At 70.4% G+C, this 26,920-nt stretch carries 27 protein-coding genes; 16 read left to right on the forward strand and 11 right to left on the reverse strand.

The features are described 5' to 3' along the window. The first annotated feature begins 38 nt into the window (after positions 1 to 38). The 4 genes from ACFHWU_RS01600 to ACFHWU_RS01615 are packed head-to-tail and all read left to right on the forward strand — an operon-like array spanning position 39 to position 3,634. A complete protein-coding gene (locus ACFHWU_RS01600; RefSeq protein ID WP_416551543.1) occupies positions 39 to 1,820 on the forward strand; it encodes a RelA/SpoT family protein in 1,782 nt (593 codons plus the stop codon). A 43-nt stretch (positions 1,821 to 1,863) separates the two neighbouring features. Beyond that, positions 1,864 to 2,433, forward strand: coding sequence for an NUDIX hydrolase (locus ACFHWU_RS01605; RefSeq protein ID WP_416551541.1), 570 nt, complete (start codon positions 1,864 to 1,866; stop codon positions 2,431 to 2,433). After that, positions 2,430 to 3,290, forward strand: a complete 861-nt coding sequence (locus tag ACFHWU_RS01610) for a nucleotidyltransferase family protein (protein WP_416551539.1) — start codon at positions 2,430 to 2,432, stop codon at positions 3,288 to 3,290. The genes ACFHWU_RS01605 and ACFHWU_RS01610 overlap by 4 nt, the downstream gene beginning before the upstream one ends. 56 nt (positions 3,291 to 3,346) lie before the next feature. After that, on the forward strand, positions 3,347 to 3,634 hold the full coding sequence (locus ACFHWU_RS01615; RefSeq protein WP_416551537.1) for an Lrp/AsnC family transcriptional regulator: 288 nt from the start codon (positions 3,347 to 3,349) through the stop codon (positions 3,632 to 3,634). A gap of 147 nt (positions 3,635 to 3,781) precedes the next feature. On the opposite strand, the gene ACFHWU_RS01620 is transcribed toward ACFHWU_RS01615, so the two are convergent. The 5 genes from ACFHWU_RS01620 to ACFHWU_RS01640 all read right to left on the reverse strand — a co-directional run bounded on the left by ACFHWU_RS01620 (position 3,782) and on the right by ACFHWU_RS01640 (position 8,707). Continuing rightward, complete coding sequence (locus tag ACFHWU_RS01620) at positions 3,782 to 4,174, reverse strand: peptidase inhibitor family I36 protein (RefSeq protein WP_416551535.1); 393 nt, start codon at positions 4,172 to 4,174, stop codon at positions 3,782 to 3,784. 223 nt (positions 4,175 to 4,397) lie between these two features. Beyond that, a complete protein-coding gene (locus tag ACFHWU_RS01625) occupies positions 4,398 to 6,062 on the reverse strand; it encodes a cytochrome b (RefSeq protein WP_416551533.1) in 1,665 nt (554 codons plus the stop codon). Then, entirely contained in the window at positions 6,059 to 7,171 is a 1,113-nt protein-coding gene (locus tag ACFHWU_RS01630) for a ubiquinol-cytochrome c reductase iron-sulfur subunit (protein ID WP_416589642.1), read from the reverse strand. Before ACFHWU_RS01630 ends, ACFHWU_RS01625 begins: the two co-directional genes overlap by 4 nt. Then, positions 7,168 to 8,028, reverse strand: a complete 861-nt coding sequence (locus tag ACFHWU_RS01635) for a cytochrome c (protein ID WP_416551529.1) — start codon at positions 8,026 to 8,028, stop codon at positions 7,168 to 7,170. Before ACFHWU_RS01635 ends, ACFHWU_RS01630 begins: the two co-directional genes overlap by 4 nt. A 79-nt stretch (positions 8,029 to 8,107) precedes the next feature. Then, positions 8,108 to 8,707, reverse strand: coding sequence for a cytochrome c oxidase subunit 3 (locus ACFHWU_RS01640; protein ID WP_282231574.1), 600 nt, complete (start codon positions 8,705 to 8,707; stop codon positions 8,108 to 8,110). 107 nt (positions 8,708 to 8,814) lie between these two features. Here ACFHWU_RS01640 and ACFHWU_RS01645 point away from each other — a divergent pair, with 107 nt between their 5' ends. From ACFHWU_RS01645 to ACFHWU_RS01660, 4 genes are all read left to right on the forward strand, one after another. After that, complete coding sequence (locus ACFHWU_RS01645) at positions 8,815 to 9,720, forward strand: cytochrome c oxidase assembly protein (protein ID WP_416551527.1); 906 nt, start codon at positions 8,815 to 8,817, stop codon at positions 9,718 to 9,720. A gap of 73 nt (positions 9,721 to 9,793) precedes the next feature. Then, positions 9,794 to 10,201, forward strand: coding sequence for a hypothetical protein (locus ACFHWU_RS01650; protein WP_416551525.1), 408 nt, complete (start codon positions 9,794 to 9,796; stop codon positions 10,199 to 10,201). Positions 10,202 to 10,287: 86 nt separating this feature from the next. Further along, positions 10,288 to 11,382, forward strand: coding sequence for an anthranilate phosphoribosyltransferase (gene trpD / locus ACFHWU_RS01655; protein ID WP_416589643.1), 1,095 nt, complete (start codon positions 10,288 to 10,290; stop codon positions 11,380 to 11,382). 229 nt (positions 11,383 to 11,611) lie between these two features. Next, positions 11,612 to 11,776 (forward strand): hypothetical protein, encoded by a 165-nt coding sequence (locus ACFHWU_RS01660; RefSeq protein WP_416589644.1) that lies wholly within the window; start codon positions 11,612 to 11,614, stop codon positions 11,774 to 11,776. 25 nt (positions 11,777 to 11,801) lie between these two features. Here ACFHWU_RS01660 and ACFHWU_RS01665 read toward each other — a convergent pair whose 3' ends face one another. Next, the gene (locus ACFHWU_RS01665) at positions 11,802 to 12,227 is read right to left on the reverse strand and encodes a cytochrome c oxidase subunit 4 (protein WP_416551521.1); all 426 of its coding nucleotides are present in this window, start codon (positions 12,225 to 12,227) and stop codon (positions 11,802 to 11,804) included. A 9-nt stretch (positions 12,228 to 12,236) separates the two neighbouring features. Continuing rightward, positions 12,237 to 13,076 (reverse strand): cytochrome c oxidase subunit II, encoded by an 840-nt coding sequence (coxB, locus tag ACFHWU_RS01670; RefSeq protein ID WP_416551806.1) that lies wholly within the window; start codon positions 13,074 to 13,076, stop codon positions 12,237 to 12,239. A gap of 329 nt (positions 13,077 to 13,405) precedes the next feature. On the opposite strand from coxB, the gene ACFHWU_RS01675 reads away from it, so the two are divergent. From ACFHWU_RS01675 to ACFHWU_RS01685, 3 genes are all read left to right on the forward strand, one after another. Further along, positions 13,406 to 14,545, forward strand: coding sequence for a cysteine desulfurase family protein (locus ACFHWU_RS01675; RefSeq protein WP_416589645.1), 1,140 nt, complete (start codon positions 13,406 to 13,408; stop codon positions 14,543 to 14,545). Positions 14,546 to 14,583: 38 nt separating this feature from the next. Further along, complete coding sequence (locus ACFHWU_RS01680; RefSeq protein WP_416589707.1) at positions 14,584 to 14,808, forward strand: sulfurtransferase TusA family protein; 225 nt, start codon at positions 14,584 to 14,586, stop codon at positions 14,806 to 14,808. 173 nt (positions 14,809 to 14,981) lie between these two features. Continuing rightward, on the forward strand, positions 14,982 to 15,596 hold the full coding sequence (locus ACFHWU_RS01685) for a class I SAM-dependent methyltransferase (RefSeq protein ID WP_416589646.1): 615 nt from the start codon (positions 14,982 to 14,984) through the stop codon (positions 15,594 to 15,596). A gap of 10 nt (positions 15,597 to 15,606) precedes the next feature. On the opposite strand, the gene ACFHWU_RS01690 is transcribed toward ACFHWU_RS01685, so the two are convergent. Further along, a complete protein-coding gene (locus ACFHWU_RS01690; protein WP_416551517.1) occupies positions 15,607 to 15,876 on the reverse strand; it encodes a hypothetical protein in 270 nt (89 codons plus the stop codon). A 127-nt stretch (positions 15,877 to 16,003) separates the two neighbouring features. Between ACFHWU_RS01690 and ACFHWU_RS01695 the strand changes: the two genes are divergently transcribed. Further along, positions 16,004 to 16,855 (forward strand): helix-turn-helix domain-containing protein, encoded by an 852-nt coding sequence (locus tag ACFHWU_RS01695; protein WP_416551516.1) that lies wholly within the window; start codon positions 16,004 to 16,006, stop codon positions 16,853 to 16,855. Between the two features lie 53 nt (positions 16,856 to 16,908). Here the strand turns inward: ACFHWU_RS01695 and ACFHWU_RS01700 are convergent, their stop codons facing one another. The 3 genes from ACFHWU_RS01700 to ACFHWU_RS01710 form a co-directional block, all read right to left on the reverse strand. Next, complete coding sequence (locus tag ACFHWU_RS01700; protein ID WP_416551514.1) at positions 16,909 to 17,886, reverse strand: carbohydrate kinase family protein; 978 nt, start codon at positions 17,884 to 17,886, stop codon at positions 16,909 to 16,911. 173 nt (positions 17,887 to 18,059) lie between these two features. Continuing rightward, a complete protein-coding gene (gene erpA / locus ACFHWU_RS01705) occupies positions 18,060 to 18,428 on the reverse strand; it encodes an iron-sulfur cluster insertion protein ErpA (protein WP_278170370.1) in 369 nt (122 codons plus the stop codon). A 180-nt stretch (positions 18,429 to 18,608) separates the two neighbouring features. After that, the gene (locus ACFHWU_RS01710; protein ID WP_416551512.1) at positions 18,609 to 19,775 is read right to left on the reverse strand and encodes a glycerate kinase; all 1,167 of its coding nucleotides are present in this window, start codon (positions 19,773 to 19,775) and stop codon (positions 18,609 to 18,611) included. Between the two features lie 69 nt (positions 19,776 to 19,844). On the opposite strand from ACFHWU_RS01710, the gene nadA reads away from it, so the two are divergent. From nadA to ACFHWU_RS01730, 4 genes are all read left to right on the forward strand, one after another. Continuing rightward, positions 19,845 to 21,014 carry a quinolinate synthase NadA gene (gene nadA / locus ACFHWU_RS01715; RefSeq protein ID WP_416589647.1) on the forward strand — a complete coding sequence of 390 codons (1,170 nt, stop codon included), beginning with the start codon at positions 19,845 to 19,847 and terminating at the stop codon, positions 21,012 to 21,014. A gap of 264 nt (positions 21,015 to 21,278) precedes the next feature. Further along, the gene (gene murA / locus ACFHWU_RS01720; RefSeq protein ID WP_416551803.1) at positions 21,279 to 22,703 is read left to right on the forward strand and encodes a UDP-N-acetylglucosamine 1-carboxyvinyltransferase; all 1,425 of its coding nucleotides are present in this window, start codon (positions 21,279 to 21,281) and stop codon (positions 22,701 to 22,703) included. Positions 22,704 to 22,882: 179 nt separating this feature from the next. Next, the gene (locus tag ACFHWU_RS01725) at positions 22,883 to 23,500 is read left to right on the forward strand and encodes a DUF3043 domain-containing protein (RefSeq protein WP_416551508.1); all 618 of its coding nucleotides are present in this window, start codon (positions 22,883 to 22,885) and stop codon (positions 23,498 to 23,500) included. 298 nt (positions 23,501 to 23,798) lie between these two features. Then, complete coding sequence (locus ACFHWU_RS01730; protein ID WP_416589648.1) at positions 23,799 to 26,909, forward strand: WG repeat-containing protein; 3,111 nt, start codon at positions 23,799 to 23,801, stop codon at positions 26,907 to 26,909. Positions 26,910 to 26,920 lie beyond the last annotated feature (11 nt).

Below are 26,920 nucleotides of genomic sequence, written 5' to 3' on the forward strand. Positions count from 1 at the left end.
GTCTACCGGCCGGGCGATGGGTGAGGAGGTGTCTCCGCGTGGACGTCGACGCCGGTCCCGGCGCCGCCATCGGACGTTTCCTGCCCACCGCGACACCCCTGTCCGCCCGCCTGCGGGCCTGGCTGTCCTGGTCACCCGGCTCGCCGGAACCGGTCGCCGAGCTGATCCGGGTCCACCGGTCGATCCACCCGTCGGCGGACCCGGCGGTGCTGCGCCGCGGCTACCAGATCGCCGACAGCATGCACGCCGGCCAGTACCGCAAGAGCGGCGAGCCGTACATCACCCACCCGTTGGCCGTCGCGGAGATCTGCGCCGGGCTCGGCATGGACACCACCACCCTGGTGGCCGCGCTGCTGCACGACACCGTCGAGGACACCACGTACGACCTGCCGACACTGGCCGCAGACTTCGGCGACGAGGTCGCCCACCTGGTTGACGGGGTGACCAAGTTCGACAAGGCGTTCTACGGCAAGGCCGCCGAGGCCGAGACCATCCGAAAGATGATCATCGCTGCGGCGAAGGACGTCCGGGTGCTGGTCATCAAGCTCGCCGACCGGCTACACAACATGCGGACCCTCGGTGTGCGCTCCCCTGCCTCCCGGGCCCGGATCGCCAAGGCGACCCTGGACGTGCTGGTCCCGCTCTGCGATCGGCTCGGCATCCAGAAGCTCAAACGGGAGCTCGACGACATCGTCCTGTTCCATTTGGAGCCGGAGGCCTACCAGCAGATCGAGGAACACCTGGCCAACCGACCGGGCTGGGCGACGTACCTGGACACCGTCTGCGGACAGGCGCGGGTGACGCTACGCCGGGAGAAGGTCACTGCCCGGGTCGCGGCCCGGCCCCGGCACCGCTACTCGATCTGGAAGGACACCGTCGCCGGTGGCCACCCGGCACCGTTCGACCTGCCCCGCATCGAGGTCGTGGTCACCGGGCCGGACACCGACTGCTACGCGGCGCTCGGCGCGATCCACTGCCGCTGGCGACCGGTACCGGGCAGGTTCAAGGACTTCATCGCGGCGCCGAAGAACAACCTCTACCGCTCGCTGCACACCACGGTCATCGGCCCGGACGAACGTCCACTCGAGGTGCTGATCCGGACCGACGCGATGCACCGCTCTGCCGAGTTCGGCATCGCCGCGCCGTACCACTTCCCCAAGCCCGGCCGCAGTCGTGCCGCCGCCCGCGCCGACGAGCTGGCCTGGCTACGCAGGGCGATCGACTGGTCACAGGAGAACATCGACGCCGACCAGTTCGTTCACTCGCTGCGCTGCGACCTGGTGGACGCGCAGATCCAGGTCTTCACCGACGGCCGGCCGATCGTGCTGCCGGCCGGGTCGACGCCGGTCGACCTCGCATACGAGCTGGATTCACGGAAAGGCGCGCACTGTCTCGCCGTACGGATCAACGGCCGACTGGCACCGCTGGCCTCCGAGTTGACCGACGGCGACGTGGTCGAGATCTTCACCGAGAGCGACGACCAGCCGACCGGGACGGCACCGGCGTCAGCCGGGCCGCGGAAGGAGTGGCTGGGTTTCGTCAAGTCGCCGCAGGCCCAGATGCAGATCAACCGCTGGTTCGCCGAACACTCCGAACCGGGCATCAGCATCAGCGACAAGGTACGCCTCGGCCGCGCCACCGTCAGCCTGATCCTGCGCAAACACGACCGGGCGTTGTCCAACGACAAACCACTGCGCCAGCTCGCGGAGAGCCTCAAGTACCCGGACATGGAGACCCTGCTGGTCGCGGTGGTGGACCGGACCATCGAGCCCGAGGCCGTCGTCGACCAGCTCATCGCCCTGGTCGACCAGCCGGGCTGACCTGGCCCGGCGCCGGTGACCGGCTACCTCTAGCCTGAACAGTATGATCATCCGCCGATCCCCCGCACGCGCCCTGTTGTACGGCGTGTTCTACCGGTTGCCGCACCCGGTCCGTCGGCGGTTGGTCCGGCTCGCTGTGCAGAAGTACATCGTCGGCGCCGTGACGCTGGTGACCGATGCCGAAGTCGATCCGTCGGCACCCGCCCGACTGCTGCTGCTGCGCCAGCCACCCGGCCGGGGCTGGACGCTGCCCGCCGGTCTGCTGCGACACCGCGAAGCGCCGGTGGTCGGCGCGGCCCGGGAGCTCGCCGAGGAGACCGGCATCCGGCTGGCCCCGGACCAGCTACGCCCGGCGGTGCCGAACGCCGTGGTGCACGCCAAGGGCTGGGTGGACGTCGTCTTCGAAGCCGCCGTGGCAGCGTCGCGAACCCAACTGGTGGTGGACGGGGCCGAGGTGTACGAAGCCGCCTGGCACCGGCTCGACGACCTGCCCCGGCTGACCCCGGCGACCGCCCGGCTGCTGGCGCACTACGGCATCGGACCGCTCGTCGTGCCAGCGGAGACCGACGTACCAGCGAAGACCGGCCCGCCAGCGGGCCAGGAGCCGGGGTGAGCGCACCGGCGGTCGGACCGGACCGGATCTGCGCAGTGGTCCTCGCCGCCGGTGAAGGCCGCCGGCTGCGGCCGTTGACCGGTCTCGTCCCGAAGGCGCTCTGCCCGGTCGGGAACGTACCGCTGCTGGACCGGGCACTCGACCGGGTCGGAGCCCTCGGCTTCACCGGGCCGGCGGCGGTCGCGGTCAACGCCTGCTACCTCGGCCGGCAGGTGGTGACCCATGTCGGAGACCGGGCACAGCTGTCCGTGGAGCCAGGAGACCCGTTGGGCACCGCCGGCGGCGTCGGCCGGCTACGCGACTGGATCGGCGGTCGCGGCGTGCTGGTCGGCAACGTCGACGGCTATCTAGCCCATCCAGATCTCGATCCTGGGCCGGACATCGCGACACTGCTCGACGGCTGGGACGGCGAAACCGTCCGGCTGCTGGGCAAGCGGTTCACCGACCCGGCCGCCCGGGGCGGCTTCGACGGGCACCGGTTCGCCGGCTTCTCGCTGCTGCCGTGGCGCTACGTCAGCGGACTACCGGCCGCCCCCGGCGAGCTGGTCCGTACCGTCTGGCGGCCCGCGGAGGCGGCCGGCGCGCTGCAGGTGATCAACTATCCGGGTACCTACCTGGACACCGGGACACCACCGGACTACCTCGCGGCCAATCTGCATGCGGCAGGTGGCCGGAGCCTCCTCGACCCGTCGGCCACGGTGACCGGCCCGGTCGACCGCTCCGTCGTCGGTGCCGGCGCGGTGGTACGGGGGACGCTGGTCCGCTCAGTGGTGTGGCCCGGCGCGCAGGTGCATGCGGGGGAACGGCTGACCGACGCGATCCGGGTGGGCAGCGATCTGACAGTGTCCGCCGGTTGACCGTTCACTATTGAGTAACATCGGCGGCGGACGCCGGTGAGAGACGGAGGGCCTGCGTGATCACTGCCATCGTGTTGATCGACTGCGCCACGGACTCGATCCCGGAGGTGGCCGAGGCGCTCGCCGGTCTCGACGGGGTGAGCGAGGTCTACTCGGTGGCCGGGCACGTGGACCTGATCGCGATCGTCCGGGTGCGGGAGTTCGACCAGATCGCCGATGTGATCGCCGGACGGATCTCGAAGGTTCCGGGCGTACTCAGCACCGAGTCGCACATCGCCTTTCGCGCCTACTCGCAGCACGATCTGGAAGCGGCCTTCGCCATCGGGCTGGCCGACACGGACTGACCGACGACAGCGCTGAGCCAACCGCGGGAACTGACAGCTGCCGCAGGCAGAGCCGCCCAGCAAACATGACGACGCGGCTGGTCGGCGGGGCCCCAGACCCCTGGCGACCAGCCGCGTCACCGTACGGTGTCTGACGTCGGCTGCCCGTCAGCAGACGGGCGGTGAGGTCGACGGTGCCCAGCGGAACGAGGTGATCTGATCGTTCGCAAGCGGATCAACGTTGCCACCGCCGCTGTAGGGCGGGACGAAGATGTGCCAGTTGCCATCGTAGTTGAGGTCGGGATACAGGCAGACGCCCCGGGCGGAAGTGTTCCGGACCGAGCTGATCTTGTCGTCGAAGCTCCATGCCCGTAGGTCCGGCTGGTTGCCGGTGTTGACCGACGCCCAGACCATCAGGCCGTTACCTCCGCTGTGCTCCCACATGCACATGGCGTTGGCCGGACAGTCCCAGTAGGCGGCTTGCGCAGGCGACGGCGTCACGACTACCAGGGCCATGGTGGCGCCAATGGCCCACGTCAGCAACTTCCTTGCCAGCTTCACGTAGCTCCTCCTCCGAGCGACTACCTTGCGGTTGATCGATCGCTGTCGACTATGACGCTACGTCGAGAGGAAACCGTCACCAATGGATCACCGCAGTCTCTTAGGGATACCGCTACTACCATGGCGACAGGGCTTGTGGGGGCGGCCGGTGCAGGTATGAGATCACAGAGGCGCCCGCCGATCTGCTCGGCGGACGCCTCTGTCGACTCCGGGTGCGCGGTGGTCAGCGGCTGCCGCTGCTGATCTCCTCGCGGTCGGCCGGCTGCTTCTCCTTGCCAGCCGACCGCAGTTCGGCCGGCTGTTCCTCGGCCGGGTCGATCGCCACATGCGCTGGCGGCGGAACCTGTGCCGGCTTCTCGATCGGGAAGAAGAAGCCCTTGACCGCCGGGCCGAGCGCGCCTAGCCGGTTCATCTTTTTCGGCACCACCCAGCCGACGTACTCCAGCTTGCCGTGGCCGTGCTCGTCGGTCGGTCCCAGCGGCTGGTGCACTTCGACGAAGCGGCCGTCAGGCAGCCGTCGGATGATGCCGGTCTCGACACCGTGCGCCAGCACTTCCCGGTCGTGCTGCTGCAGACCGAGACAGATCCGGTAGGTGACGTAGTAGGCCAACGGCGGGAGCAGGATCAATCCGATCCGGCCGGCCCAGGTCATCGCGTTCAGGCTGATAAAGAACTTGTCGGCGAACACGTCGTTGCCGCCGGAGATGGTCAGCACGATGAAGAAGGTGACGGCCATCGCGCCGACGGCGGTCCGGGCCGGCACGTCCCGGGGCCGCTGCAGCAGGTTGTGGCTGGCTTTGTCCTTCGTGTACCGCGCTTCGAGGAACGGGTACACCAGGGAGAGCATGACCAGGATGCCGGGCAGTACCACGGTCGGCCAGAACAGCGGCGGGATCACGTACCCGTCACCGATCGGGATGGTCAGCTCCCACGCTGGCATCAACCGGGTGGAGCCGTCCAGGAACATGACGTACCAGTCGGGTTGGCTCGCCGCCGAGACCACGGCGGCCTCGTACGGGCCGAACAGCCACACCGGGTTGATCTGGAAGACTCCCGCCATCAGGGCGACCACCCCGAAGACGATCATGAAGAAGCCGCCCTGCTTGATTGCGTAGCGGGGGAACATCCGCTCGCCGACCACGTTGTCGTTGGTCCGTCCCGGGCCAGGCCACTGGGTGTGCTTCTGCTTGAAGACCAGGCCGAGGTGGGCGCTGATCAGCGCCACCAGCAGCCCGGGGATCAGCAGCACATGGGCGATGTAGAACCGGCTGATGATGATCGTGCCCGGGAACTCGCCGCCGAAGATCGACGAGGTGACCCAGGACCCGATCACCGGGATGGACAGCATGATCGCCGACGCGATCCGCAGCCCGGTGCCGGACAGGCCGTCGTCGGGCAGCGAGTAGCCGGTGAAGCCGGCGAGGAAGCCGACCCAGAACAGCAGCGAGCCGATGATCCAGTTGGCCTCACGCGGCTTGCGGAACGCGCCGGTGAAGAACACCCGCAGCATGTGCACCACGATCGACGCCATGAACAGCAGCGCCCCCCAGTGGTGCATCTGCCGCATGATCAGGCCGCCCCGGACGTCGAACGAGATGTCCAGCGTCGACGCGTACGCCGCCGACATGGGGATGCCGCGCAGCGGGGCGTAACTGCCGTCGTAGGTGACCTCCTCCATCGACGGGTCGAAGAAGAAGGTCAGGTAGACGCCGGTGAGCAGGACGACGACGAACGAGAAGAGCGCGATCTCACCGAGCAGGAACGACCAGTGGTCCGGGAAGACTTTGTTCAGCAGCTTGCGCAGCGGCGTAGCTGCCTGGAACCGGTCGTCGAGCTGCCCGGCGGCCTGGCCGGGCAGCGCACGGGCGTCGAACTTACGGCGTTTCATGGCCGCTCCCAGAAGTCGGGTCCGACGATCTCGGTGTAGTCGGAGGTGGCGACGAAGAAGCCCTCGTCGTCGACGGAGATGGGCAGCTGCGGCAGCCGACGGCTGGCCGGGCCGAAGACCGGCTTGGCGTTGTCGGTGATCAGGAACTGCGACTGGTGGCAGGGGCAGAGCAGCCGGTTGGTCTGCTGCTCGTACAGGCTCGCCGGGCAGCCCGCGTGGGTGCAGATCTTCGAGTACGCGATGTAGTTGCCCCACATGTAGTCGGGCTTGCCCACCGCCTCGTTGTTCTCCCGGGCGGTCCGGGCGTCGTCCAGCCGCAGATGGATCAGCAGGGTCGGCGAGTCGGCGTACCGGTTGGTGTGCCCGCCGGGAATTCCGGGGAAGACCGTCATCTGACCACCGACGCTGACGTCCGCGGGCCGGATCGGCGAGCCGTCCTCCCTGGTCAGCCGGACCAGCTCGGTGCCGCCACCGACCGTCTCGACCGGCTCCCAGCCGGTGGTGGCCATCTGGTTGTCGGTGTGCGGATCCCGGATCAGGCCGCCGACCAGCGGTGCGGCCGCGACCGCGGCGACCGGAGCCAACCCGGCCAGCAGCGACACCCCGAGCAGCGGACGGCGCTTCACCCCGAGCTCGTCCACCATGTAGGTGAGCGTGCCGCCGGTGATCTTGCGGTCGTCCGGGCTGGACGGGCCGTCGTGCCGGTCCTGGATCGCCACCTCGTGGGGCAGCAGCTTCTTGCCCCAGGTAAGGATGCCGACGCCGATGGCCAGCAAGGTCAGCCCGAGGCTGACGCCCAGCAGCGGAGTGTAGAACTTGCTGATCCCGGTGCCGAGCTCGTACTCCCAGGGCCACCAGATGTACACCACCAGGAACGCGGTCGCGGTGAGCCCGGCGAGCAGGAACAGCCCGGCGACGAACCGGCTGATCCGCCGTTCCGCCCTGGTGCCGGGTACCGGAAATGGCGGCTCGTAGTGGACGATCTCGATGTCGTCGCGCCGGGCGCCCTCGCGCAGCACGTCGAACGACGTCAGCCGAGGGTCGTCCAGGCTCACCTGCGCCGGCTGGCGGTGCTGCTGAGTGGTGGTGGTGTCGATGTCGGTGCTCATGACTTCCCCGCAATCCACAGGCTGGCGAAGACCAGCGCGGTGATGCCGACCAGGAAGATGGCGATGCCCTCGGTCACCGGACCGTACCGGCCGAGGTTGGCCAGCCCGCCGGGGTCACCGTCGGTCTTCAGCCCTTCCTGCACGAAGGCGATGATGTCGCGCTTCTGCTCGGGGGTGAGCTGGTTGTCCCCGAAGACCGGCATGTTCTGCGGACCGGTCAGCATGGCGGCGTACAGCTGCCGGTCGGTGGCCGGGTCCAGGCTCGGTGCGTACTTGCCGGAGGACAGCGCGCCGCCGCCGCCGCTGAAGGCGTGGCAGGACGAACAGTTGATCCGGTAGAGATGGCCGCCGACGGCGATGTCACCGCCGGTACGCAGCATGTCGCCGGCCGGCAGCTGCGGGCCGCCGCCCAGCTCCTGGATGTACTGGCCGAGCTGGCGGATCTCCTCCTCGGTGAAGACCACCGGCTTGCGCTCGGCCTGGGCCTCCTGTCGGGCCATCGGCATCCGGCCCGAGCCAACCTGGAACTCCACCGACGCCGATCCGACACCGATCAGACTGGGGCCGCGTCCCTCGACGCCCTGGGCGTTACGCCCGTGGCAGGAGATGCAGCTCTGGTCGAACAGCGCCTTGCCGTCCTCGGCCGCCTGGGACAGCTGCGGGGTGTCCTGCGCCTGCAGGCCAGGGGCGAAGACGGTGTACGCACCGCCGGCCAGGAACAGCGCGGCGAGCAACCGGACCGCGGTGCCCAGCCGACGGCGGCCCCGGCCTCGCGGCGTGGCCCGCCCGCTGCGCAGCCGGGCGAGGAGACCACGTCCGCGGTCGGCTCGCCGGTCGGCGGGGGTGTCAGATGTCATTGACCTGAATCCTTGTCGGTTTTGCGACCTGCCTGGTCGGCACGACGCCGCACCATCACGGTGAGTGACCGCTTGATGATCATTGCAGCCAGTAGATCATGAAGTAGAGGCCGATCCAGACCACGTCAACGAAGTGCCAGTAGTACGACACGACGATGGCCGAGGTGGCCTGGGCTGGAGTGAACCGCCCCATCGTGGTCCGGACCATGTAGATCAGGAAGGCGACCAGGCCACCCGCCACGTGCAGCCCGTGGAAGCCGGTGGTGAGGTAGAACACCGAGCCGTAGCCGTCACCGTTGATCTTGATGCCGTGGTGGACCAGCTCCCGGTACTCGTTGACCTGGCCGAGCAGGAAGATCAGGCCCATCACGAAGGTGATCGTGAACCACCGCCGCAGCGCGTGCACGTCCCCCCGCTCCGCGGCGAACACCCCGATCTGGCAGGTGACCGAGGAGGCCACCAGGATCGCGGTGAAGACCGTCGCGTACGGGATGTTCAGCTGTGGGGTGTGCTCCTCCCACATGCTGTAGTCCGCCGCACGGATGGAGAAGTACATCGCGAACAGCGCCGCGAAGAACATCAGTTCGCTGGAGAGCCACACGATCGTCCCGACGCTGACCATGTTCGGTCGGGTCAGCGAGTGGATCCGGCTCTTGTCAATCGCTGGGGCCGCAGTCACGCGGTCATTATTGCTGCCGGTCAGTGCCCACGGACGGCGGGGTGGCAAACCCGACCCGTCGGTGGGCCGGATAACGTCGACCGAGGCCGCTGGCCTAGCCTCGTCATGTGGCAGATGTCGCTGCGATGGCCGTCCCGCCGTTCACGGTCTCGGCCCTGTTCACCGAGATCCAGCTGACCAACTGGCTGGCGCTGACACTCGTCGTGGCCGCCGGCCTCTACCTGTACGGGGTGCACCGGCTACGACTGCGCGGCGACCGGTGGCCGGTGTCACGCACCGTACTGTTCCTCGGCCCCGGACTGGGTGGCATCGCCGCCGTCACGGTGAGCGGACTGGGCGCCTACGACACCACTCTGCTGTCAGTGCACATGGTCCAGCACATGGTGCTGTCGATGATCGCGCCGATCTTTCTCGCCCTGGGCGCACCGATCACCCTGGCGCTGCGCACCCTGCCCGGCAACCCGCGGCGCCGCCTGCTCGCCGTCCTGCACAGCAGGTACGCCCGGGTGGTCGCCTTCCCGCTGGTCGCCTTCGGCCTGTTCGTGATCAACCCATTTGTGCTGTATTTCACTGATCTTTACCGGTTGACCCTGGAGAGCAGCCTCGCCCACGAGTTCGTCCACGCCCACTTCATCATGACCGGCTGCCTGTTCTTCTGGCCGCTGGTCGGGCTCGACCCGCTGCCCGGCCGCTGGCCGTACCCGGCCCGGGCGCTGCTGATGGTGCTCTCCGTGCCGTTCCACACCGTGCTCGGGCTCACCGTCATGCAGAGCAGCACCCTGTTCGGCGGCGACTGGTATCCGTCGCTCGGACTGACCTGGGCCGACCCGTGGGCCGACCAGGAGGTGGCCGGCGGCGTCCTGTGGGCCGGCGGGGAGTTCGTCAGCGTCACCATGCTCGCCGTGCTGGTGGTGCAGTGGATGCGCCAGTCCGAGCGGGAAGCCCGACGCATCGACCGGGAACTCGACCGCCAGGAGGCGCGACAGGCCCGCGTGGCGGCCGCCGCCGACTGACCCGCTCGCCGGACGCGACCCGGACGGACGGTACGATCAGCGCGCAGCTACGAGGTGGGAGTCGAGCGAGAAGATGACCGAGCGCGTGCACACCGTCCTGCTCTACAGCGATGACCCGCAGGTACGGGACCGGATGCGGCTGGCCGTCGGCACCCGCCCCGCCACCGACCTGACCGTCGAGTTCGTCGAGGCGTCCGACTACGCCGGCTGCGTCCGGCTGGTCGACGAGTACGAGATCGACCTGATGCTGCTCGACGGTGAGGCCACCCCCGGCGGCGGGCTTGGTATCGCCCGGCAGATCAAGGACGACCGCGCCGACGCGCCGCCGACCTGCGTGGTGATCGCCCGCGCCGCCGACCGCTGGCTGGCCTCGTTCGCCGAGGTCGACGCCACCCTGATGCACCCGCTCGACCCGGTGACCACCGGCCAGACCATCGCCGGCATGCTGCGCGGCCGGTCCGGCAAGCTGCCCGCCGCCTGACCCACCCCTGCACCGGGCCGCACCGTCCACGCTCCGCCGCACCGCCCCGCACCGCGCACGCCCCCATCGCACCTGGGAGAGGCCCCATGGGTGAACGGTCCTGGCCGAATCTGCTCAACGCGCTGCTCGCTGGCGAGCAGCTCTCCACCGCCGACACCACCTGGGCGATGGACGAGATCATGACAGGCTCCGCCACACCCGCGCAGATCGCCGGCTTCGCCGTCGCGCTGCGAGCCAAGGGCGAGACGTCGGCCGAACTGGTCGGGCTGGTGGAGGCGATGATCGCCAACGCGGTGCCGGTCGGTCTGCCGGACGCGCTGCGCGCCGACGCGGTGGACGTCGTCGGCACCGGCGGCGACCGGGCGCACACGGTCAACATCTCCACCATGGCTGCGATCGTGGTGGCTGCGGCCGGTGCCCGGGTGGTCAAGCACGGCAACCGGGCTGCCTCGTCGTCGTGCGGGGCCGCCGACCTGCTGGAGCACTTCGGCATCCCGCTCGACCTGGGCCCCGAGGGGGTGGCCCGGTGCGTCGCCGAGGTCGGCATCGGGTTCTGCTTCGCCGCCCGGTACCACCCGGGGATGCGGCACACCGGGACGACCCGGCGGGAGATCGGCGTACCGACCGTATTCAACTTCCTCGGCCCGCTGACCAACCCGGCCCGGCCCCGGGCCGGGGCGATCGGCTGTTTCGACACCCGGATGGCGCCGGTGATGGCCGAGGTGTTCGCCACCCGGGGCGACACTGCACTGGTGATGCGGGGTGAGGACGGGCTGGATGAGCTCAGCACCGCCGCCCCGACCAGGGTCTGGTTCGCCGCCGACGGCGTGGTGCGCGCGATGGTCGTGGACGCCGCCGAGGACTTGGGGGTCGCCCGCAGCGCCCCCGGTGATCTCCGGGGCGGAGATGCCGCCTTCAACGCCGACGTCACCCGCCGGCTGCTCGCCGGCCAGACCGGTCCGGTCCGGGACGCGGTGCTGGTCAACGCCGCAGCGGCGCTGACCGCTCAGGCGGTACAGACCGGCGCCGCGCCGGCTGACGAGCCGCTGGAGACGATGCGGGCACAGTTGGGCCGGGCCGCCGAGGCAGTGGACAGCGGCGCCGCCGCCGCACTGCTGGACCGGTGGGTGCAAGTGGCCCAGTCGGCTGCGGGTACCACCACCGGGCCGCAGATTCGATGACGTAGCGTAGTCGCCGACCGCAAGGCTACGCGTACCTGCCGCTGATCCTGCGCTGGGTGCTGTACGTGGCGAGCGCCTCGCTCACCGTATGGATGCTGGCTACCGCCGGACCGGGAGTTGCTGCCCGGACTGCTGCTATTGACCGTCGGTCAGGGTGTCTGGGTGGCACTGCGGCCTGGCGGCTGCGGCACCCGCAACTGCTGCTCATGGTCGCCGAGGTGATCTACCGGTGATCTTCGCCCACGCGGCGGTCAAGGTCATCCGCCGACCCACCGTCGACCACTGCGTCTGGTCCTCGCCGGAGCGGATCGGCACCTCGGTAGCCGTCGCCGGCTGGGTGCGAAGCTGCGCCGCCGCAACAATCGGTGACGGCCGGCTCAGCCGAAGCGGGTGATAGTCGACTCAGTGCTCGGCCCGGCTCAGTGCTCGGCGGTACGCCGGGTGCCGGTGTAGTACTCGAACAGCAGGCCGGCTGCGGTGGCGATCACCGAGAGCAGGCCGAAGATCAGCAGCCACCACTGCCAGAAGACCAGGCCGAGACCGGCGATGGTGGCGGCCAGCGCCACCCCGAACGGCCAGTAGCTGCCCGGGCTGAAAAAGCCGACCTCGCCCGCTCCGTCGGAGATCTCAGCGTCCGGCCGGTCCTCGGGACGCAGATCGATCCGACGCGACACGAACCAGAAGAAGCCGCCACACATCGCGCAGAGCAGGAAGGACAGGATCAGCGCCGTGGTGCCGATCCACTCGACGTGCCCGAGCTGCCCGTAGGTCCACGCCGGGTAGACACCGGACACGACGAGCAGGAACGCCGCGACGATGCCGAACAGTCGCCACTCGGTCTTCATGACCGGCCCTCAGCTTCCCGCGCCCTGGGCGCTCGCGTTCCCGAAGTTCTGCGCGTCACGCTTGGTGTCGAACGGGAAGGTGGTCACCGCGTACGGCTCCTCCCCGATCGCGGCCAACGCGTCCGGCGTCGAGCTACCGGCCTGCTTGGCCGCGATGAACTGGTCGTACTGCTCCGGGTCGACCACCCGCATCTCGAAGTTCATCATCGAGTGGTACGTGCCACACAGCTCGGCGCACCGGCCGACGTAGGCACCGTTCTGTTCGACGGTCACCTCGAACTGGTTACGGATGCTGCCCGGGAAGACGTCCCGCTTGAACAGCAGCTCCGGCACCCAGAACGAGTGGATGACGTCGGTACTGGTCTCCTCGAACCGGATGGTCCGCTCCGACGGGACCACCAGCACCGGGATGAGGTCGGAGGAACCGACCGTCGACGCCACCGTGTTGGCGTCTTCACCGACCCCGTCGCGGTAGTTGAACTGCCAGTTCCACTTGAACGCGACGACCTCGACGGTGACGTCCGGGTCCTCACTGAGCCGGTCGACGTCGGTCTGCACGACGGCCGTGTAGTAGAACAGGACCGACACGACCAGAATCGGCGCGATGGTGTAGAGGAACTCCATCGGCATGTTGAACCGGGTCTGCACCGGCAGCTGGTCGCCGCGCTTGCGGTACCGGATGATGCACCAGAAGATCAGGCCCCAGACAAAGACGCCGACCGCGAGCGCCGCGATCACCGAGGCGATCCACAGGTCGTACATCCGGTGGGCCTGCGGGGTGATGCCCTGCGGCCAGCCGAAGCCGCCGAACGCCTCCCCGACGTCGCAGCCAGTGAGCAGGGTGAGCAGTGCCGCGCCGCCGAGACCGAGCCCAGCGGCCCGGAACCGGAGCTGTCGCCGGCCGGGCGCGCGCCATGCGTGCGTCGGCTGCCGGCCGTCGGCCGACGGCTGCCCTGCTGAATCGCTTGCGACCACCTGGTCCTGCCTCCCTCGCGGTGCCACCGATGCCACCTGTGGCAGCCGGATCGACCTGGCCACGCGTGACGACATCGGCGATCAAAGGCGTCACCGACGGTCGCAGATTACTCGACCCGACGGGTCACCATCGGCGTGGGGTCTGGTTTGTCACCCGCCACGACCACCGGCGGGCCAGCCCACGGCCGGTACCGTCGACGGCTGTGGACTATCTCGACGCCGCGACCGCCGCACCGCTGCACCCGGTTGCCCGGGAGGCGCTGTCGGCGGCGTTGACCGACGGCTGGGCCGACCCGGCCAAGCTGTACACCCGGGCCCGCCGGGCCGGTCAGCTCCTCGACGCGGCCCGGGAGGTCACCGCCGACCTGCTGCGGGTTCGCACCGACGAGATCTCCTTCACACCCAGCGGTACGGTCGCCGCGCACGCCGCCGTCCTCGGCGGTCTCGCCGGGCGGCGTCGGGTCGGGCGCACCCTGGTGCACTCGGCGATCGAGCATTCGGCGGTGCTGCACGCCGGGCAGCGGCACACCGCCGACGGCGGCGAGTCGGTGTCGGTGCCGGTGAACCGGCTCGGCCGGCTCGATATGGCCGCCTGGTCGGCGGCGGTGGCCCGGCCGGGTGTGGCGTTCGCCGCACTGATCAGTGCCAGCCACGAGGTGGGTACCGTCCAACCGGTCGCCGAGGCGGCCCGGGTGTGCGCCGCGCACGAGGTGCCGCTGTACGTCGACGCCGCCCAGTCGGTCGGCCGGGTGCCGGTGCCGGACGGCTGGTCGGTGCTGACGGCCAGCGCCCACAAGTGGGGCGGGCTGCCGGGCGTCGGGGTGCTGGCGGTCCGCAAGGGCACCCGGTGGGAGTCGCCCTACCCAACCGACGATCGGGAATTCGGCCGCACGCCCGGAGCGGTGAACCTGCCGGCGGTGGTCGCGTCGGCGGCGGCGCTGCGCGCGGCGGCCGCCGAGGCGGACATGCAGGCCGCCCGGCTGTCGGCACTGGTGGACCGGATCCGCGCGACGGTGGCGGCGACCGTGCCGGACGTGGAGGTGGTCGGCGACCCGACCGACCGGCTGCCGCACCTGGTCACCTTCTCCTGCCTGTACGTCGACGGCGAGGCGCTGCTGCACGCGCTGGACCGGCGCGGCTTCGCCGTCTCCTCCGGCTCGTCGTGTACGTCGTCCACGCTGCGCCCGTCACACGTGCTGGAGGCGATGGGGGTGCTGTCGCACGGCAACGTCCGGGTGTCGCTGCACCGGGACACCACCGACGCGGAGGTGAACCGGTTCCTGGCCGAGCTGCCGCAGGTGGTGGCCGACCTGCGGGCCGAGGCCGGAGTGGTCGGCCTGTGACCGACGACGACGCGGTGGCGCAGCCCCCTGACGACGAGGTGGCGGAGACTCTCGACTGTCTCGGTCAGCGCTGCCCGCTGCCGGTGATCGCGCTGGCCCGGCGGCTGCCACAGCTGCCGGTCGGGTCGGTGGTCCGGGTGCTGGCCGACGATCCGGCGGCCGCCCTGGACATCCCGGCCTGGTGCCGGATCCGCGGTCAGGAGTTCGTCGCCGCGTCGACCGTCGCCGACTCCCCCGCCTTCGACGTCCGCCGCACCCACTGAAGCCTCTCGCCGAACTGCTAGTGGATCAGCAGCACCACCGATGTGAGGCTGAGATACCTTACGACGCGCAGGTTAGGTATCTCAGCCTCACATCGGCGTGTCCAGAGGGTCGGCCGCCCGCGCACGCTACAGGTAACGGACGTCATGCTCGGGTCGAAGAGGTGCGTGCGAGGATGGCGGGTGTGAGCGCGCAGAACGGGTGGAGCAAGCTGCTGGAGTCCAACCCTGGGCACTCACAGTGGTACGTCGACCGGTTCCGGTCGCTGGCCCGCGACGGGGCCGACCTCGACGGTGAGGCCCGGCTGGTCGACGCGATGCTGCCCCGTACGGCGCGAGTGCTGGACGCCGGCTGCGGTCCAGGCCGGGTCGGCGCGGCGCTGGCCGCCGCCGGTCACGACGTCGTCGGCGTCGACCTGGACCCAGTGCTGATCGACGCCGCCCGGCAGGACCACCCGGGCCCGCGGTGGCTGGTCGGCGATCTGGCCGAGTTGGACCTGCCCGCGCAGGGCATCACCGACGGCTTCGACGCGATCGTCAGCGCCGGCAACGTCATGACGTTCCTGGCTCCGGACACCCGTCAGGAGGTGCTGCGCCGGATGCGGCTGCACCTGCGCGACGGTGGCCGGATCGTAGTCGGGTTCGGCACCGACCGGGGCTATCCGGTCACCGACTTCCTGGCCGACCTGCACGCCGCCGATCTGGTCGAGGATCTGCTGCTGGCGACCTGGGACCTGCGCCCGTACCGCGACGACTCCGGTTTCCTGGTCGCGGTGCTGCGGCCGGCCTGACTCACGCGGTTCAGGTCAGCTGGCGACCGTCGGGCGGGTCGACCCACACCAGCTGTACGGGGTGGACCATCCCGTACATCCGCAGCGCTGCCTTGATGCCGCTGAACGGGTTGGGCAGACCGCCGTTGGTCGGTACGACCACGGCTTCGTCGTCGAACGCCAGCCCCCAGCCGAGCACTCCACCGTCCTCGCCGGCCTCGGTCTCCGCACAGATGGCGAAGCGCGCCGGCACCTGCTCGGACGCCTGCTCTGTCATCATCTGCCGGACACGCTCAGGCATCTCCGACTGACGTCCTACCTCGTCGAGCTCCATAGCAGCCCCCTCGAACGTTTATGGATACGTATAGGTTAGCGGCTACGGATGTGCTCGGCTAGACTTCTCTGGGTACAAGAATCGGGAGACGGTGATGGGCACTCAGGTGGATCCACTTGCGCTACGTTGGCTGCTCGGCGTGGAACTGAGTCGGCACCGGCGAGCGGCGCAGCTCAGCCTGAGCGAGCTCGCCACGACGACCGGGATCGGCAAGCCGAAGCTCGGGCACATGGAATCCGGTCGCTACCACCAAGCGCCAGACGACGTTCAAGTTGTCCTGCAGGCCTGCGGAGTCCCGGCGGCGACCGTCCAGCAACTGGTGACACTGGCCGCTGCACGCGCGGACGCCAAGTCCTGGCTGAGTCGCTGGGCGGACCTGATTCCGGGCTTCCTCCGGACGTACGTAGGGTTGCTCGACATGGCCGAGCGGCTCTTCACGTTCGAGCCGATGGTGGTGCCCGGGCTGCTCCAGTCCCGCGACTACGCTCAAGCACTGACCTCGGCAAACCGCTTCTACCGGCCCGATCAGGCACAGTCGTTCGCCGAGTTCCGGCAAGTGCGGGCAAGCAGGCTGGCTGCCCGGCATGATCTGACCTTCCAGACCGTGATCGGCGAAGCTGCCATCCGCACACCCGTGGGCGAACCGTCGATCCGCCAGGCGCAGCTGGAGCATCTGATAAACGTGGCTCGCGGCGGACAAGTCACCGTGCAGTTGCTGCGGCCCGAGGACGGCCCGCATCAGGCCAGCGCCATTGGGCAGTTCGCACTACTCGAGTTCGGTCACGGCATCCGGCCGGTGGCATACACGGAGCTTCTCGACGACGCCATATTCGTACATGACCTCGATCGGGTCCGCACGTACCAGTGGGTCGCCGACAACCTTCGCGAGCTCGCGCTCCCGCCGGCTGAGACCCTCAACCACCTACAAGCGGAGCTGACCCGGTAGGCCCCCGATCAACGTGAGCTTGCCCAGGACCGAAGATCAGCGGGCCGGCCGAGTCAGGCCGGCAGGTGGGCGCGGACGTCGTCGGCGGCGGCGTCGCCGTACGAGTCGGCGAGCCGCTTGAGGAAGATGTCCGGCTTGACGGCGTACTCCTGCGGCCCGGTGGTCTCCAGCACCAGCGCGGCGAGCAGGCAGCCGACCTGCGCGGCGCGTTCCAGGCCGAGGCCCCAGCCGAGGGCGGCGAAGAAGCCGGCACGGAAGCCGTCGCCGACACCGGTCGGGTCGTCCGCGACCACGTCACGGGCCACCGGTACGTGGATCCGCTCGATGCCCCGGCCGGTGATCTCCACCCCGTCGGCACCGAGCGTGGTGACCCGTACCGTCACCAGGTTGAGCACCTGGTCGCCGGTGAGGCCGACCTTACTCTCCAGCAGCGACCGCTCGTACTCGTTGGTCAGCAGGTACTCCGCACCGTCGATGAGCTGGCGGACGTCCTCGCCGCTCATCCGGGCCAGCTGCTGGGACGGGTCGGCGGCGAACCGGTAGCCCCGGTCGCGGCACTCGGCCGAGTGACGCAGCATCGCCTCGGGGTCGTTGGCGCTGACCAGCACCAGTTCGAGGCCACCCACCCGGGCGGCGACCGGCGCCAACTCGATGTTGCGGGCCTCGCTCATCGCACCGGCGTAGAACGACGCGATCTGGCACAGGTCGTCGTCGGTGGTGCAGACGAAGCGAGCCGTGTGCGCCAACTCGCTGACATGCACCGAGTCGCAGTCGACGCCGTGGCGTTCCAGCCAGGAACGGTAGTCGGCGAAGTCGGCGCCGACCGCGCCGAGCAGCACCGGACGCAGACCGAGCTGGGCCATCCCGAAGGCGATGTTCGCCGCCACCCCGCCCCGGCGGACGACCAGGTCGTCGACGAGGAACGACAGGGACACCTTGTCCAGCTGGTCCGCGATGAGCTGACCCGCGAACCGGCCGGGAAAGTGCATCAGATGGTCGGTGGCGATCGAGCCGGTGACGGCGATCTTCATGTCGGCCCTCGGGTGTCGGGGTACGGAAATCGTGCGCGGGCCAGCTTACCGGGACGGGGGCCACCGTACCCCGCACCTGTCTCAGCTATGCACGTTCAGCGCACAACCGACCGACTGCCGCCCAGGGCCGGACTGACGTCTGCCCCGGACGGCACCGAAACGGACCGGTCGGATCAGTGGAAGGAGTCGCCGCAGGCGCAGGAGTTCTGCGCGTTCGGGTTGTCGATGGTGAAACCCTGAGCGTCGATCCGGTCCGCAAAGTCGATCTTCGCGCCGGTCAGGTACGGGGCGCTCATCCGGTCCACCACGACCTCGACGCCGCCGAAGTCGTCGACGATGTCCCCGTCGAGCGACCGCTCGTCGAAGAACAGCTGGTACCGCAGGCCGGAGCAGCCGCCGGGCTGGACGGCGACCCGCAGCCGCAGGTCGTCGCGGCCTTCCTGGTCGAGCAGTGCCTTGACCTTTTCGGCCGCCACGTCGGTGAGGACGACGGTGGTCGAGGCGGCGGTCTCGGCCGTTTCGGACTGCGCTGATGTGCTCACGTGAAGGTCTCCCCTGCGACGGTGCGAATTCGTCCGTATCAGGTAACGCTAACCGGCCGGGCGACGATTCCCAATCCGGGTGGCCACAATCCGTACGTGATCCGCCGCGCATCCCAGCATCCGGAAGATCATCAGCGGAAGATCACCGGAAACTCGCCGTCCCCGGCCGCCGGCACGCCGTCAGCGGCTCCATTGGCCGGCCAGCCGGGCGGCGATCCCACGCAGCCCGTCCGCCGGCCGGGCCAGCGCCTGCGCCAGCCCACCGCCGGTCTCGCCGCCGAAGTGGTCGACCAGGGCGTACGCCTCGGTGACCCCGGCCGCGGCCGACTCCCGCCTACCGGTGGACACCTGGCCGGCGACCACCACGCAGGGCAGTCCCCGGTCCCGGGCCGCGCCGGCCACCCCGGCGACCACCTTGCCGCGCAGCGACTGGTGGTCGAACGACCCTTCACCGGTGATCACCAGGTCGGCGGCGTCCAGCGCGGCGGGCAGCCCGATCAACGCGGTGACCAGGTCGATGCCCGACTCGCACCGCCCGCCGAGGGCGAGCAGCGCGGCGCCGATGCCTCCGGCGGCGCCGGCCCCGGGCAGCGCGGCCAGCTCCGGCGGGCAGCCGGGCAGGTCCGCGACTAGGACGCCGGCGAACCGCTGCAGCGCGGCGTCGAGCAGCAGTACGTCGGCCCGGTCGGCGCCCTTCTGCGGCCCGTACACGTTGCTGGCCCCGTGCAGCCCGGTCAGCGGGTTGTCGACGTCGGTCGCGGCGACCAGCTCGACCCCGCGCAGCCGGGGTGCGCCGTCGAGGCGGTCGACCCCGGCGAGGGCCGCGCCGCCGTACGGCAGGGCGTAGCCGGCGGCGTCGAGCGGGGTGACCCCCAGCGCGGTGAGCATGCCGGCTCCGGCGTCGTTGGTGGCCGACCCGCCGAGCCCGACGACCACCCGGCGGGCACCGTGTTCGACCGCCGCGACCAGCAGCAGTCCCAGGCCGTACGAGGTGGTGTGTTTCGGGTCACGTTCGGCCTCGGTGAGCAGGTGCAGGCCGCACGCCCGGGCGCTCTCCACGTACGCGGTCGGTCCGGCGGTCGCGGTCCCCCCGGCCCCCGGGCCGTCGACCAGCAGGATCTCCCCCGGTACCGGTCGGCCGAGTGGGTCGACCGTCGGTACCGGGACCCGCCGGCCGGCGGTCGACTCGGCCAGCACCTCGACGAACCCCGGACCGCCGTCGGACAACGGGCGCAGCACCAGCTCGTCGGTGGGTGCCCGGTCCCGCCACCCGGTGGCGACGGCGGCGGCCACCTCGGCGGCGGTCAGGGTGCCGGCGAACTTGTCCGGACAGATCAGGACCCGCATGATCTGGCAGTGTGGCAGGCCACACTTGGGCTGGTCGCAGGCGGGCGGACCTGTGCGAGCATGGATCTCGTGACTTCGACGTGGGTTGAGCCTTCCAGCACCGCGACCGCTCTGTTGCTGCTCGGCCGGGGCAGCGACCCGGCCAGCGAGCGCGGCGTCGACTGCCCGGGTGAGCTCCCGGCACCCAGCGATCCGGACCTGGTCGCCCGGGCCACCGCCGCCAAGGCGGCGCTCGGCGACCGGGTCTTCGTGCTCGGTCACCACTACCAGCGCGACGAGGTCATCCGGTTCGCCGACGTCACCGGCGACTCGTTCAAGCTGGCCCGGGAGGCCGCCGCACGGCCGTCGGCCGAGTTCATCGTCTTCTGCGGTGTGCACTTCATGGCGGAGAGCGCCGACATCCTGACCGGCGACGCGCAGCGGGTGGTGCTGCCGGATCTGGCCGCCGGCTGTTCGATGGCGGACATGGCGGCCCTCGGCCAGGTGGAGACCGCCTGGGAGGCGCTGGCCGACGCGGGCGCGGCCGACTCGACGGTGCCGGTGACGTACATGAACTCGTCGGCGGACATCAAGGGCTTCGTCGGCCGTAACGGCGGGGTGGTCTGCACGTCGTCGAACGCCAAGCGGGCGTTGACCTGGGCGTTCGAGCGCGGCCAGCGGGTGCTGTTCCTGCCGGACCAGCATCTGGGTCGCAACACGGCGGTGCTGGAGATGGGGCTGGACGCCGACGACTGTGTGCTCTACGACCCGCACAAACCCGGTGGTGGGCTGACCGCGCAGCAGCTGCGCGAGGCGAAGATGGTGCTCTGGCGGGGACACTGTTCAGTGCACGGTCGGTTCACCCGCAGCAGCGTCGACGAGGTACGGATGCGGGTGCCCGGGGTCAACGTGCTGGTCCACCCGGAGTGCCGCTACGAGGTGGTCACCGCCGCCGACCAGATCGGCTCGACGGAGTACATCATCCGGACCATCGAGGCCGCCCCGGCCGGATCGGCGTGGGCGGTCGGCACGGAGCTGAACCTGGTCCGCCGGTTGGCGCTGGCCCACCCGGACAAGCAGGTCATGTTCCTGGACCGGACGGTCTGCTACTGCTCGACGATGAACCGGATCGACCTGCCGCACCTGGTGTGGGCGTTGGAGGAACTGACCGCCGGCCGGGTTCCGAACCAGATCACGGTCGAGGCGCGTACGGCGCATTTCGCCCGGGTCGCGTTGGACCAGATGCTGGCACTGCCCTGATCGGATAGCTGACGCCACACCGCCAGATCACTCAACGTAGTCTAAGTCCTACGTATACGTGCCGTCGTTCCCGAATTCGTGCCAATCGCAGCCGCTGCGGGATCCCACTTTCATCACGGAGCGCTATGCTGCCTCAGGCGACGAACGGGCAGCGCGGATCTTCGATGCTCCCCGGTGACAGCCGGTAACCGGATGTCACCCGAGGTCCACCGACCGCCGGCTCCGTACGTGGGTCGTCCGGTTTCACCCACCGCCGGCCGGGACATGTTCATCCCATCTCGCCGGGCCAGCTCCACCCCACAAGACGGCAGCATCGACGCGCTGGAGGTTTCCTTGACCGACGACGTCCTGATCGTGCACGGCGGCACTCCCCTGCACGGGCAGATCCGGGTCCGAGGTGCCAAAAATCTCGTCTCCAAGGCGATGGTGGCCGCCCTGCTCGGTGACGAGCCGAGCAGGTTGTACGACGTACCGCGGATCCGCGACGTCGAGATCGTCCGAGGCCTGCTCGAACTGCACGGGGTCAAGGTCAGCGACGGCGTCGAGGACGGCGAACTGGTACTCGATCCGTCCAATGTGGAAAGCGCCTCGTTCGACCAGATCAACGTGCACGCGGGGTCCAGCCGGATCCCGATCCTGTTCTGCGGCCCGCTGCTGCACCGGCTCGGCCACGCGTTCATCCCGGACCTCGGCGGTTGCCACATCGGTCCCCGGCCGATCGACTTCCACATGCAGGCGCTGCGCGAGTTCGGCGCGGTCGTCGAGAAGACCCCGCAAGGGCTGCACCTGACCGCGCCCAACGGTCTGCACGGCACCAAGTTCGAGCTGCCGTACCCGAGCGTAGGCGCCACCGAGCAGGTGCTGCTGACCGCCGTACTCGCCGACGGGGTGACCGAGCTGCGCAACGCCGCGGTCGAGCCGGAGATCGTCGACCTGATCTGCGTCATGCAGAAGATGGGCGCGATCATCAAGGTGCACACCGACCGGGTGATCGAGATCCACGGCGTTCCCCAGCTCGGCGGCTACTCGCACCGGCCGATCCCGGACCGGATCGAGGCGGCCAGCTGGGCGGCGGCGGCGCTCGCCACCGGCGGCGACGTCAACGTGCTCGGCGCGCAGCAGGCCGACATGATGACCTTCCTGAACGTGTTCCGGTCGGTCGGCGGCGCGTACCAGGTCACCGACGCCCGCCCACCGCGTGTCGGCAGCGCCGGCCAGGAGGGCGGCATCCGCTTCTGGCACCCGGGCAACGAACTGCGCGCGGTGGCCCTGGAGACCGACGTGCACCCGGGCTTCATGACCGACTGGCAGCAGCCGCTGGTCGTCGCATTGACCCAGGCCCGTGGGCTGTCGATCGTCCACGAGACGGTGTACGAGCAGCGGCTGGGCTACACCGAGGCGCTCAACACGATGGGCGCGACGATTCAGGTCTACCGGGAGTGCCTGGGCGGTACGCCGTGCCGGTTCGGCCGGCGCAACTTCAAGCACTCGGCGGTGATCGCCGGGCCCAGCAAGCTGCACGCCGCCGACCTGGTCATCCCGGACCTGCGGGCCGGGTTCAGCCACCTGATCGCGGCGCTCGCCGCCGAGGGCACTTCCCGGGTGTACGGCGTCGATCTGATCAACCGCGGGTACGAGGACTTCGAGGCCAAGCTGGCCGACCTCGGCGCCCACGTGGAACGCCCCTGATCCGGACGCGTCCAGTCGCTGACCCGACGCGTCCGCGCCCGGATTTGACGTACCCGTGCCCGGTTCGTGCTCTCGCGGGCCGGGCCGGGCCGGGGCGTCCGGTGCCCTCGTTCGCCGTCCGGCGAACGACTACCGGGTGCGAGGTGCGGGTGACGCACCTGGTTGGCTACCCTTCACGCGTGCCGTCGCTGTTTCGCCGCAAGTCCGCCGATGTCGTGGAAGCCGACCTGCCGGAGGACGATGTTCCCCCGTCGCAGGACGAGGCCGGGTCCGTCCGTGCCCGCCGGTACACGCCGAGCAAGAAGGAACTCGGTGTGGTCACCCCGAAGCGGCCGGCCGCCGGCCGCCGACCGGCGGCGAACGCCAAGCCGCTGACCAAGCAGGAGGCCCGCGAGCAGCGGCGGGCCCGCCGGGCGGCGATTTCGGAGGAGTTTCGCCGCGAGGGCGGGCCACGCGACCGTGCCCCGGAGCGCGGGCTCGCCCGCGACGTGGTGGATTCCCGGCGTACGGTCGGCACCTGGTTCTTCGGTGGCGCGCTGCTCGTGCTGATCGGGTCCGGCCCGACGATGCCACCAGCGGTGCAGTTGGCGTCGAACCTGCTCTGGGTGACCTTGGCGGTGCTGGTGGTCGTCGACTCTTTGTTGATCTCCCGCCGGATCCGCAAACTGGTGCGGGAGCGGTTCCCCAAGTCGGACCAGCGGATGGGCGGCCTGTACTTCTACGCCATCATGCGCGCGATGACGTTCCGCCGGATGCGCACCCCGATCCCCCGGGTGGAGCTCGGCGACAAAATCTGACCTGCCCGGCAGGGGCTTGGCGGGCTACGGCACCCGAGAGCCGGAGCACCTCGGCGGGGCGGAAAAGACACTGTTTCGATTCAGTACGGACGGTTCGGTGGCGTCGACCGAGCCCGCGCGGCTACCCTCCATCCGCAACCACGCCGCCACTGGGCCGGGGGGACCCGATCGGGTTGCCACGGTCGCTCAGCGAGTATTCGACGAGGTGACACGCCGTGAGCGAGCCACACGGACCGCTGACACGGTTCTCGCCTGCCCGGCGGGCCGCCCGTAACGACACCCCCGGCGAGGTGCCGGCGTGACTGAGGGGTACTTCGACCGCCGTTGGCAATCCTGGCAGTGGGAGGACGACGGCGCACCGGACCGTTCGGCCGACGGACATCGCGACGTCGGCTGGGACGACGACGACCGGTGGGAAGCGATGCGCCGGGCGCGGGACCACCGGCCGCAGGAACCGGCCTGGGCCACCGATCCGACCAACGAATGGGTGCCACTGCCGGGTCAGCGCTACCCCGGCGACAACGGTGCGGGTCGGTCGGCCCGACGGGAGCCGACCAGCCGCGGTGTCAGCCGTGGGCGAGCCAACGTATACCAGGCCGGTTCCGGATCCGGGCGGGCACCTGTCGGCGACCGGACAAACCAGCCCCCGGCCCGCAGGCCGCAGATTGACGCCGACCGGGCCCGGCGGGACGGTCGCCGCGAGACACCACGCCCGAACGAACCTACGCCGGAAGCCGCCGGGGCCGCCGGCTGGTTCGCCGAGGGCGACCAGCAACAGCCGTCCCACACCGACGGGACCGGCCGTCGGCAGCATCCCGACGACGTGTTCCACCAACGCCGCCGGCATCCGGACGATGTCGGCCACGAACGCCCCTACCCACCGGAGCGGCGCCGTGGTGGTCCGCCCGCCGATCGGGACCGGCCGCAATGGCAGCCGGCTGAGCCGTTCGACCGGGACCGGCCGCAGCCTCGGGATCAACGGCCGCCGGCGCGGCCGGACGGTCCGACGTCCCGGCGGGATCCGCACCACCTGGCAGGCCCACCGGACGGCCCTCGCCGGGACGGACAGCAGCCCCCGGGCACCGACCCGCGTCGCGCACCGCAGCGCTGGCATGCGCCACCACCGACGGCACCCGCACCGCCGCCACCGACGGCACAGACGGCACCGCCCCGACCAGCCGATCCGGTAGCCCCGTCCCGTCCGACAGCGCCCCGGGGTCGTCCGATCTCCGGCGCGGTCCCGCCACCGCCGGGTCGGATACCCACGGCAGGGGCCGGCCCCGGCGGCCGGATCCACCGACCGGTTCCGGGTCAGACCGGCGAGCAACTGCCGATTCCGGTCTCCGCCCCGGCCGGGCCGCCCCCGGAGTTCCGGGTACAGACGCCGACCGGCGAGCACCCGCAGATCCGGCGGGTCCCCCGAGGGGGGGATGCCGCCGAACCGGAGTACGTGGTGCGGGCCAAGGCCGAGCCGCGGCACGCCCCGCCGCCGTACATCGTGCGGCCGCAGCCGGACCAGCCAGCACCGCCGCGACCAGTGCAGGTCTCCCCGGCGGTACCCGTGGCTGAGCCGCCGAGGCCGGTCTCCCCCACCGCCGCACCGTCCGGTCCGGTCCCGTCGGAGGCGCCGGTCCCGGCCGAGGCCCCAGTTCCGGCCGAGGCCCCAGTTCCGGCCGAGGCCCCGGTCCAGTCGGACGTCCCGGCGCCACCAGCCGCCGCGTCGGTCCGGCCGGATCCAGCGCCCGCTGCGGAGACCTCCGCTGCCGCCGCTGCCGCAGACGGCGTCGGCGTCGGCGTCGGCGTCGGCGTCGGCGAACCGTCCCCGCTGCCCGACCAACTCGATATTGACCCGGCTGCCGGACTCACCGACGATCCGATCGGTACCGCCCCGGACGACAACGATGGCGGGTCCGACTCCGGCCCAGCCGGGCCGCCGGCCAGTCCGGACACTGTCCTACCGGTCACCGGGACCGCCGCCGGCTCGGCCACGGCGCTCGGCGCACCCACCATGCTGGCCCCGCTCGTGCAGCCGGACCTGCCAACCGACGAACCCGACCCGGTGCAGGATCCCGAGACCGCACCGGACGACACCGAGCCTCAGCTCAGCGATCCCGAACAGATGCTGTCGGCGTACCACTGGCGTTTCCACCACGAGACGCTACGTGAGCTGGTGGACAATCCCGACGAGTTCCGGGCCATCCGGGACCGGCTCACCGAGAAGATCGAGCCGGCGACTGACAACGCCACCCGGGCCCGGCTGTTGAGCCTGCGGGCGGTCGTCTCCCGCATCCTCGGCGACCTCGGCAAGGCACTTGCCGACGCCAAACTGGCGCTAGCGCACGCCGAGGCGACCGGGGAACTACGCCGGGTCGCGATCGCCCAGGCGCGGCTGGCGCACGTGCTGCAGTGGCGGGGTGACTTCGCCGAGGCGGACCGGTTGTTCGAGGAGGCCAACTCGGCCGAACTACCGGACCGGCTGCGGGCGACGATGCATGAACACGCCGGTCGGTCCTGCTACGACCAGGGCCGCTACATGGAGGCGTGCAACCACTTCGAACGTGCGCTGGAGCTGCGTAAGGTCGAGGATCCGGACCTGATCGCGCGTACCGAGCTGGCGCTGGACGCGGTGTTCGCCAAGGTCGCCGAGAACGGTTGGGGGCCGTACCCCCGGGACCGGGAGGAGATTCTGCGGCTGCACCGTCCGCCGCGACCGACCTTCAGCGACCAGGCCCAGCAATGGGGGTACGCGGGGGTCGACGGTGAACTGGTGATCGCTCCCGGCTACGCCGACGTCCAGCCGTTCCACGAGGGGGTGGCCTGGGTCCGCCGGCCGGAGGCCAAATGGTGGGAGCTGATCGACGAGTCGGGGACGACGGTGATCGCACCAACCGCCGGCTACATCGGGGTCGGCTCGTTCTCCGACGGCCTCGCCTGGGTCACCGCCGACGGCACCGGCAGCTGGATCGCCATCGACCGGAACAACACCGTGGTGATCGGGACCGGCTTCGAGGACGTACGCCCGTTCCGGCGCGGCGTCGCGGTGGTCCGGCGCGGCGGCTGGGGCGCGGTCGACAAGACCGGCCGGATGCTGCTCCCGCCCCGGTTCGGCGGCTTCCCGACCGCGCTCACCGACGGCCGCTACATCGACGGCTTCACCGACGAGGGTCTGGCGATCATCGACTCGGGTGGGCGCAAGGGCGTGGTCGACCGGTCCGGACGGATGGTCGTACCACCGGTGCATCCGGCGATGGCGATCCATCCGGTGGCGTTCCTGGTCGCGGCCCCCGACGGACACTGGGGGGCGTTGGACCGGCGCGGGGAACCGCTGATCGACCCGGTGCTGCCCAGTCGCGCGGACGTGATGGACGAAATCGACCGGCTGCTGGCCGACACCAAACCGCTGCTGTGACGCCGCGGTAC

It is taken from the genome of Micromonospora sp. LOL_015 (genome assembly GCF_048060275.1).
In the GTDB taxonomy this organism is placed as follows: Bacteria; Actinomycetota; Actinomycetes; order Mycobacteriales; family Micromonosporaceae; genus Micromonospora_E.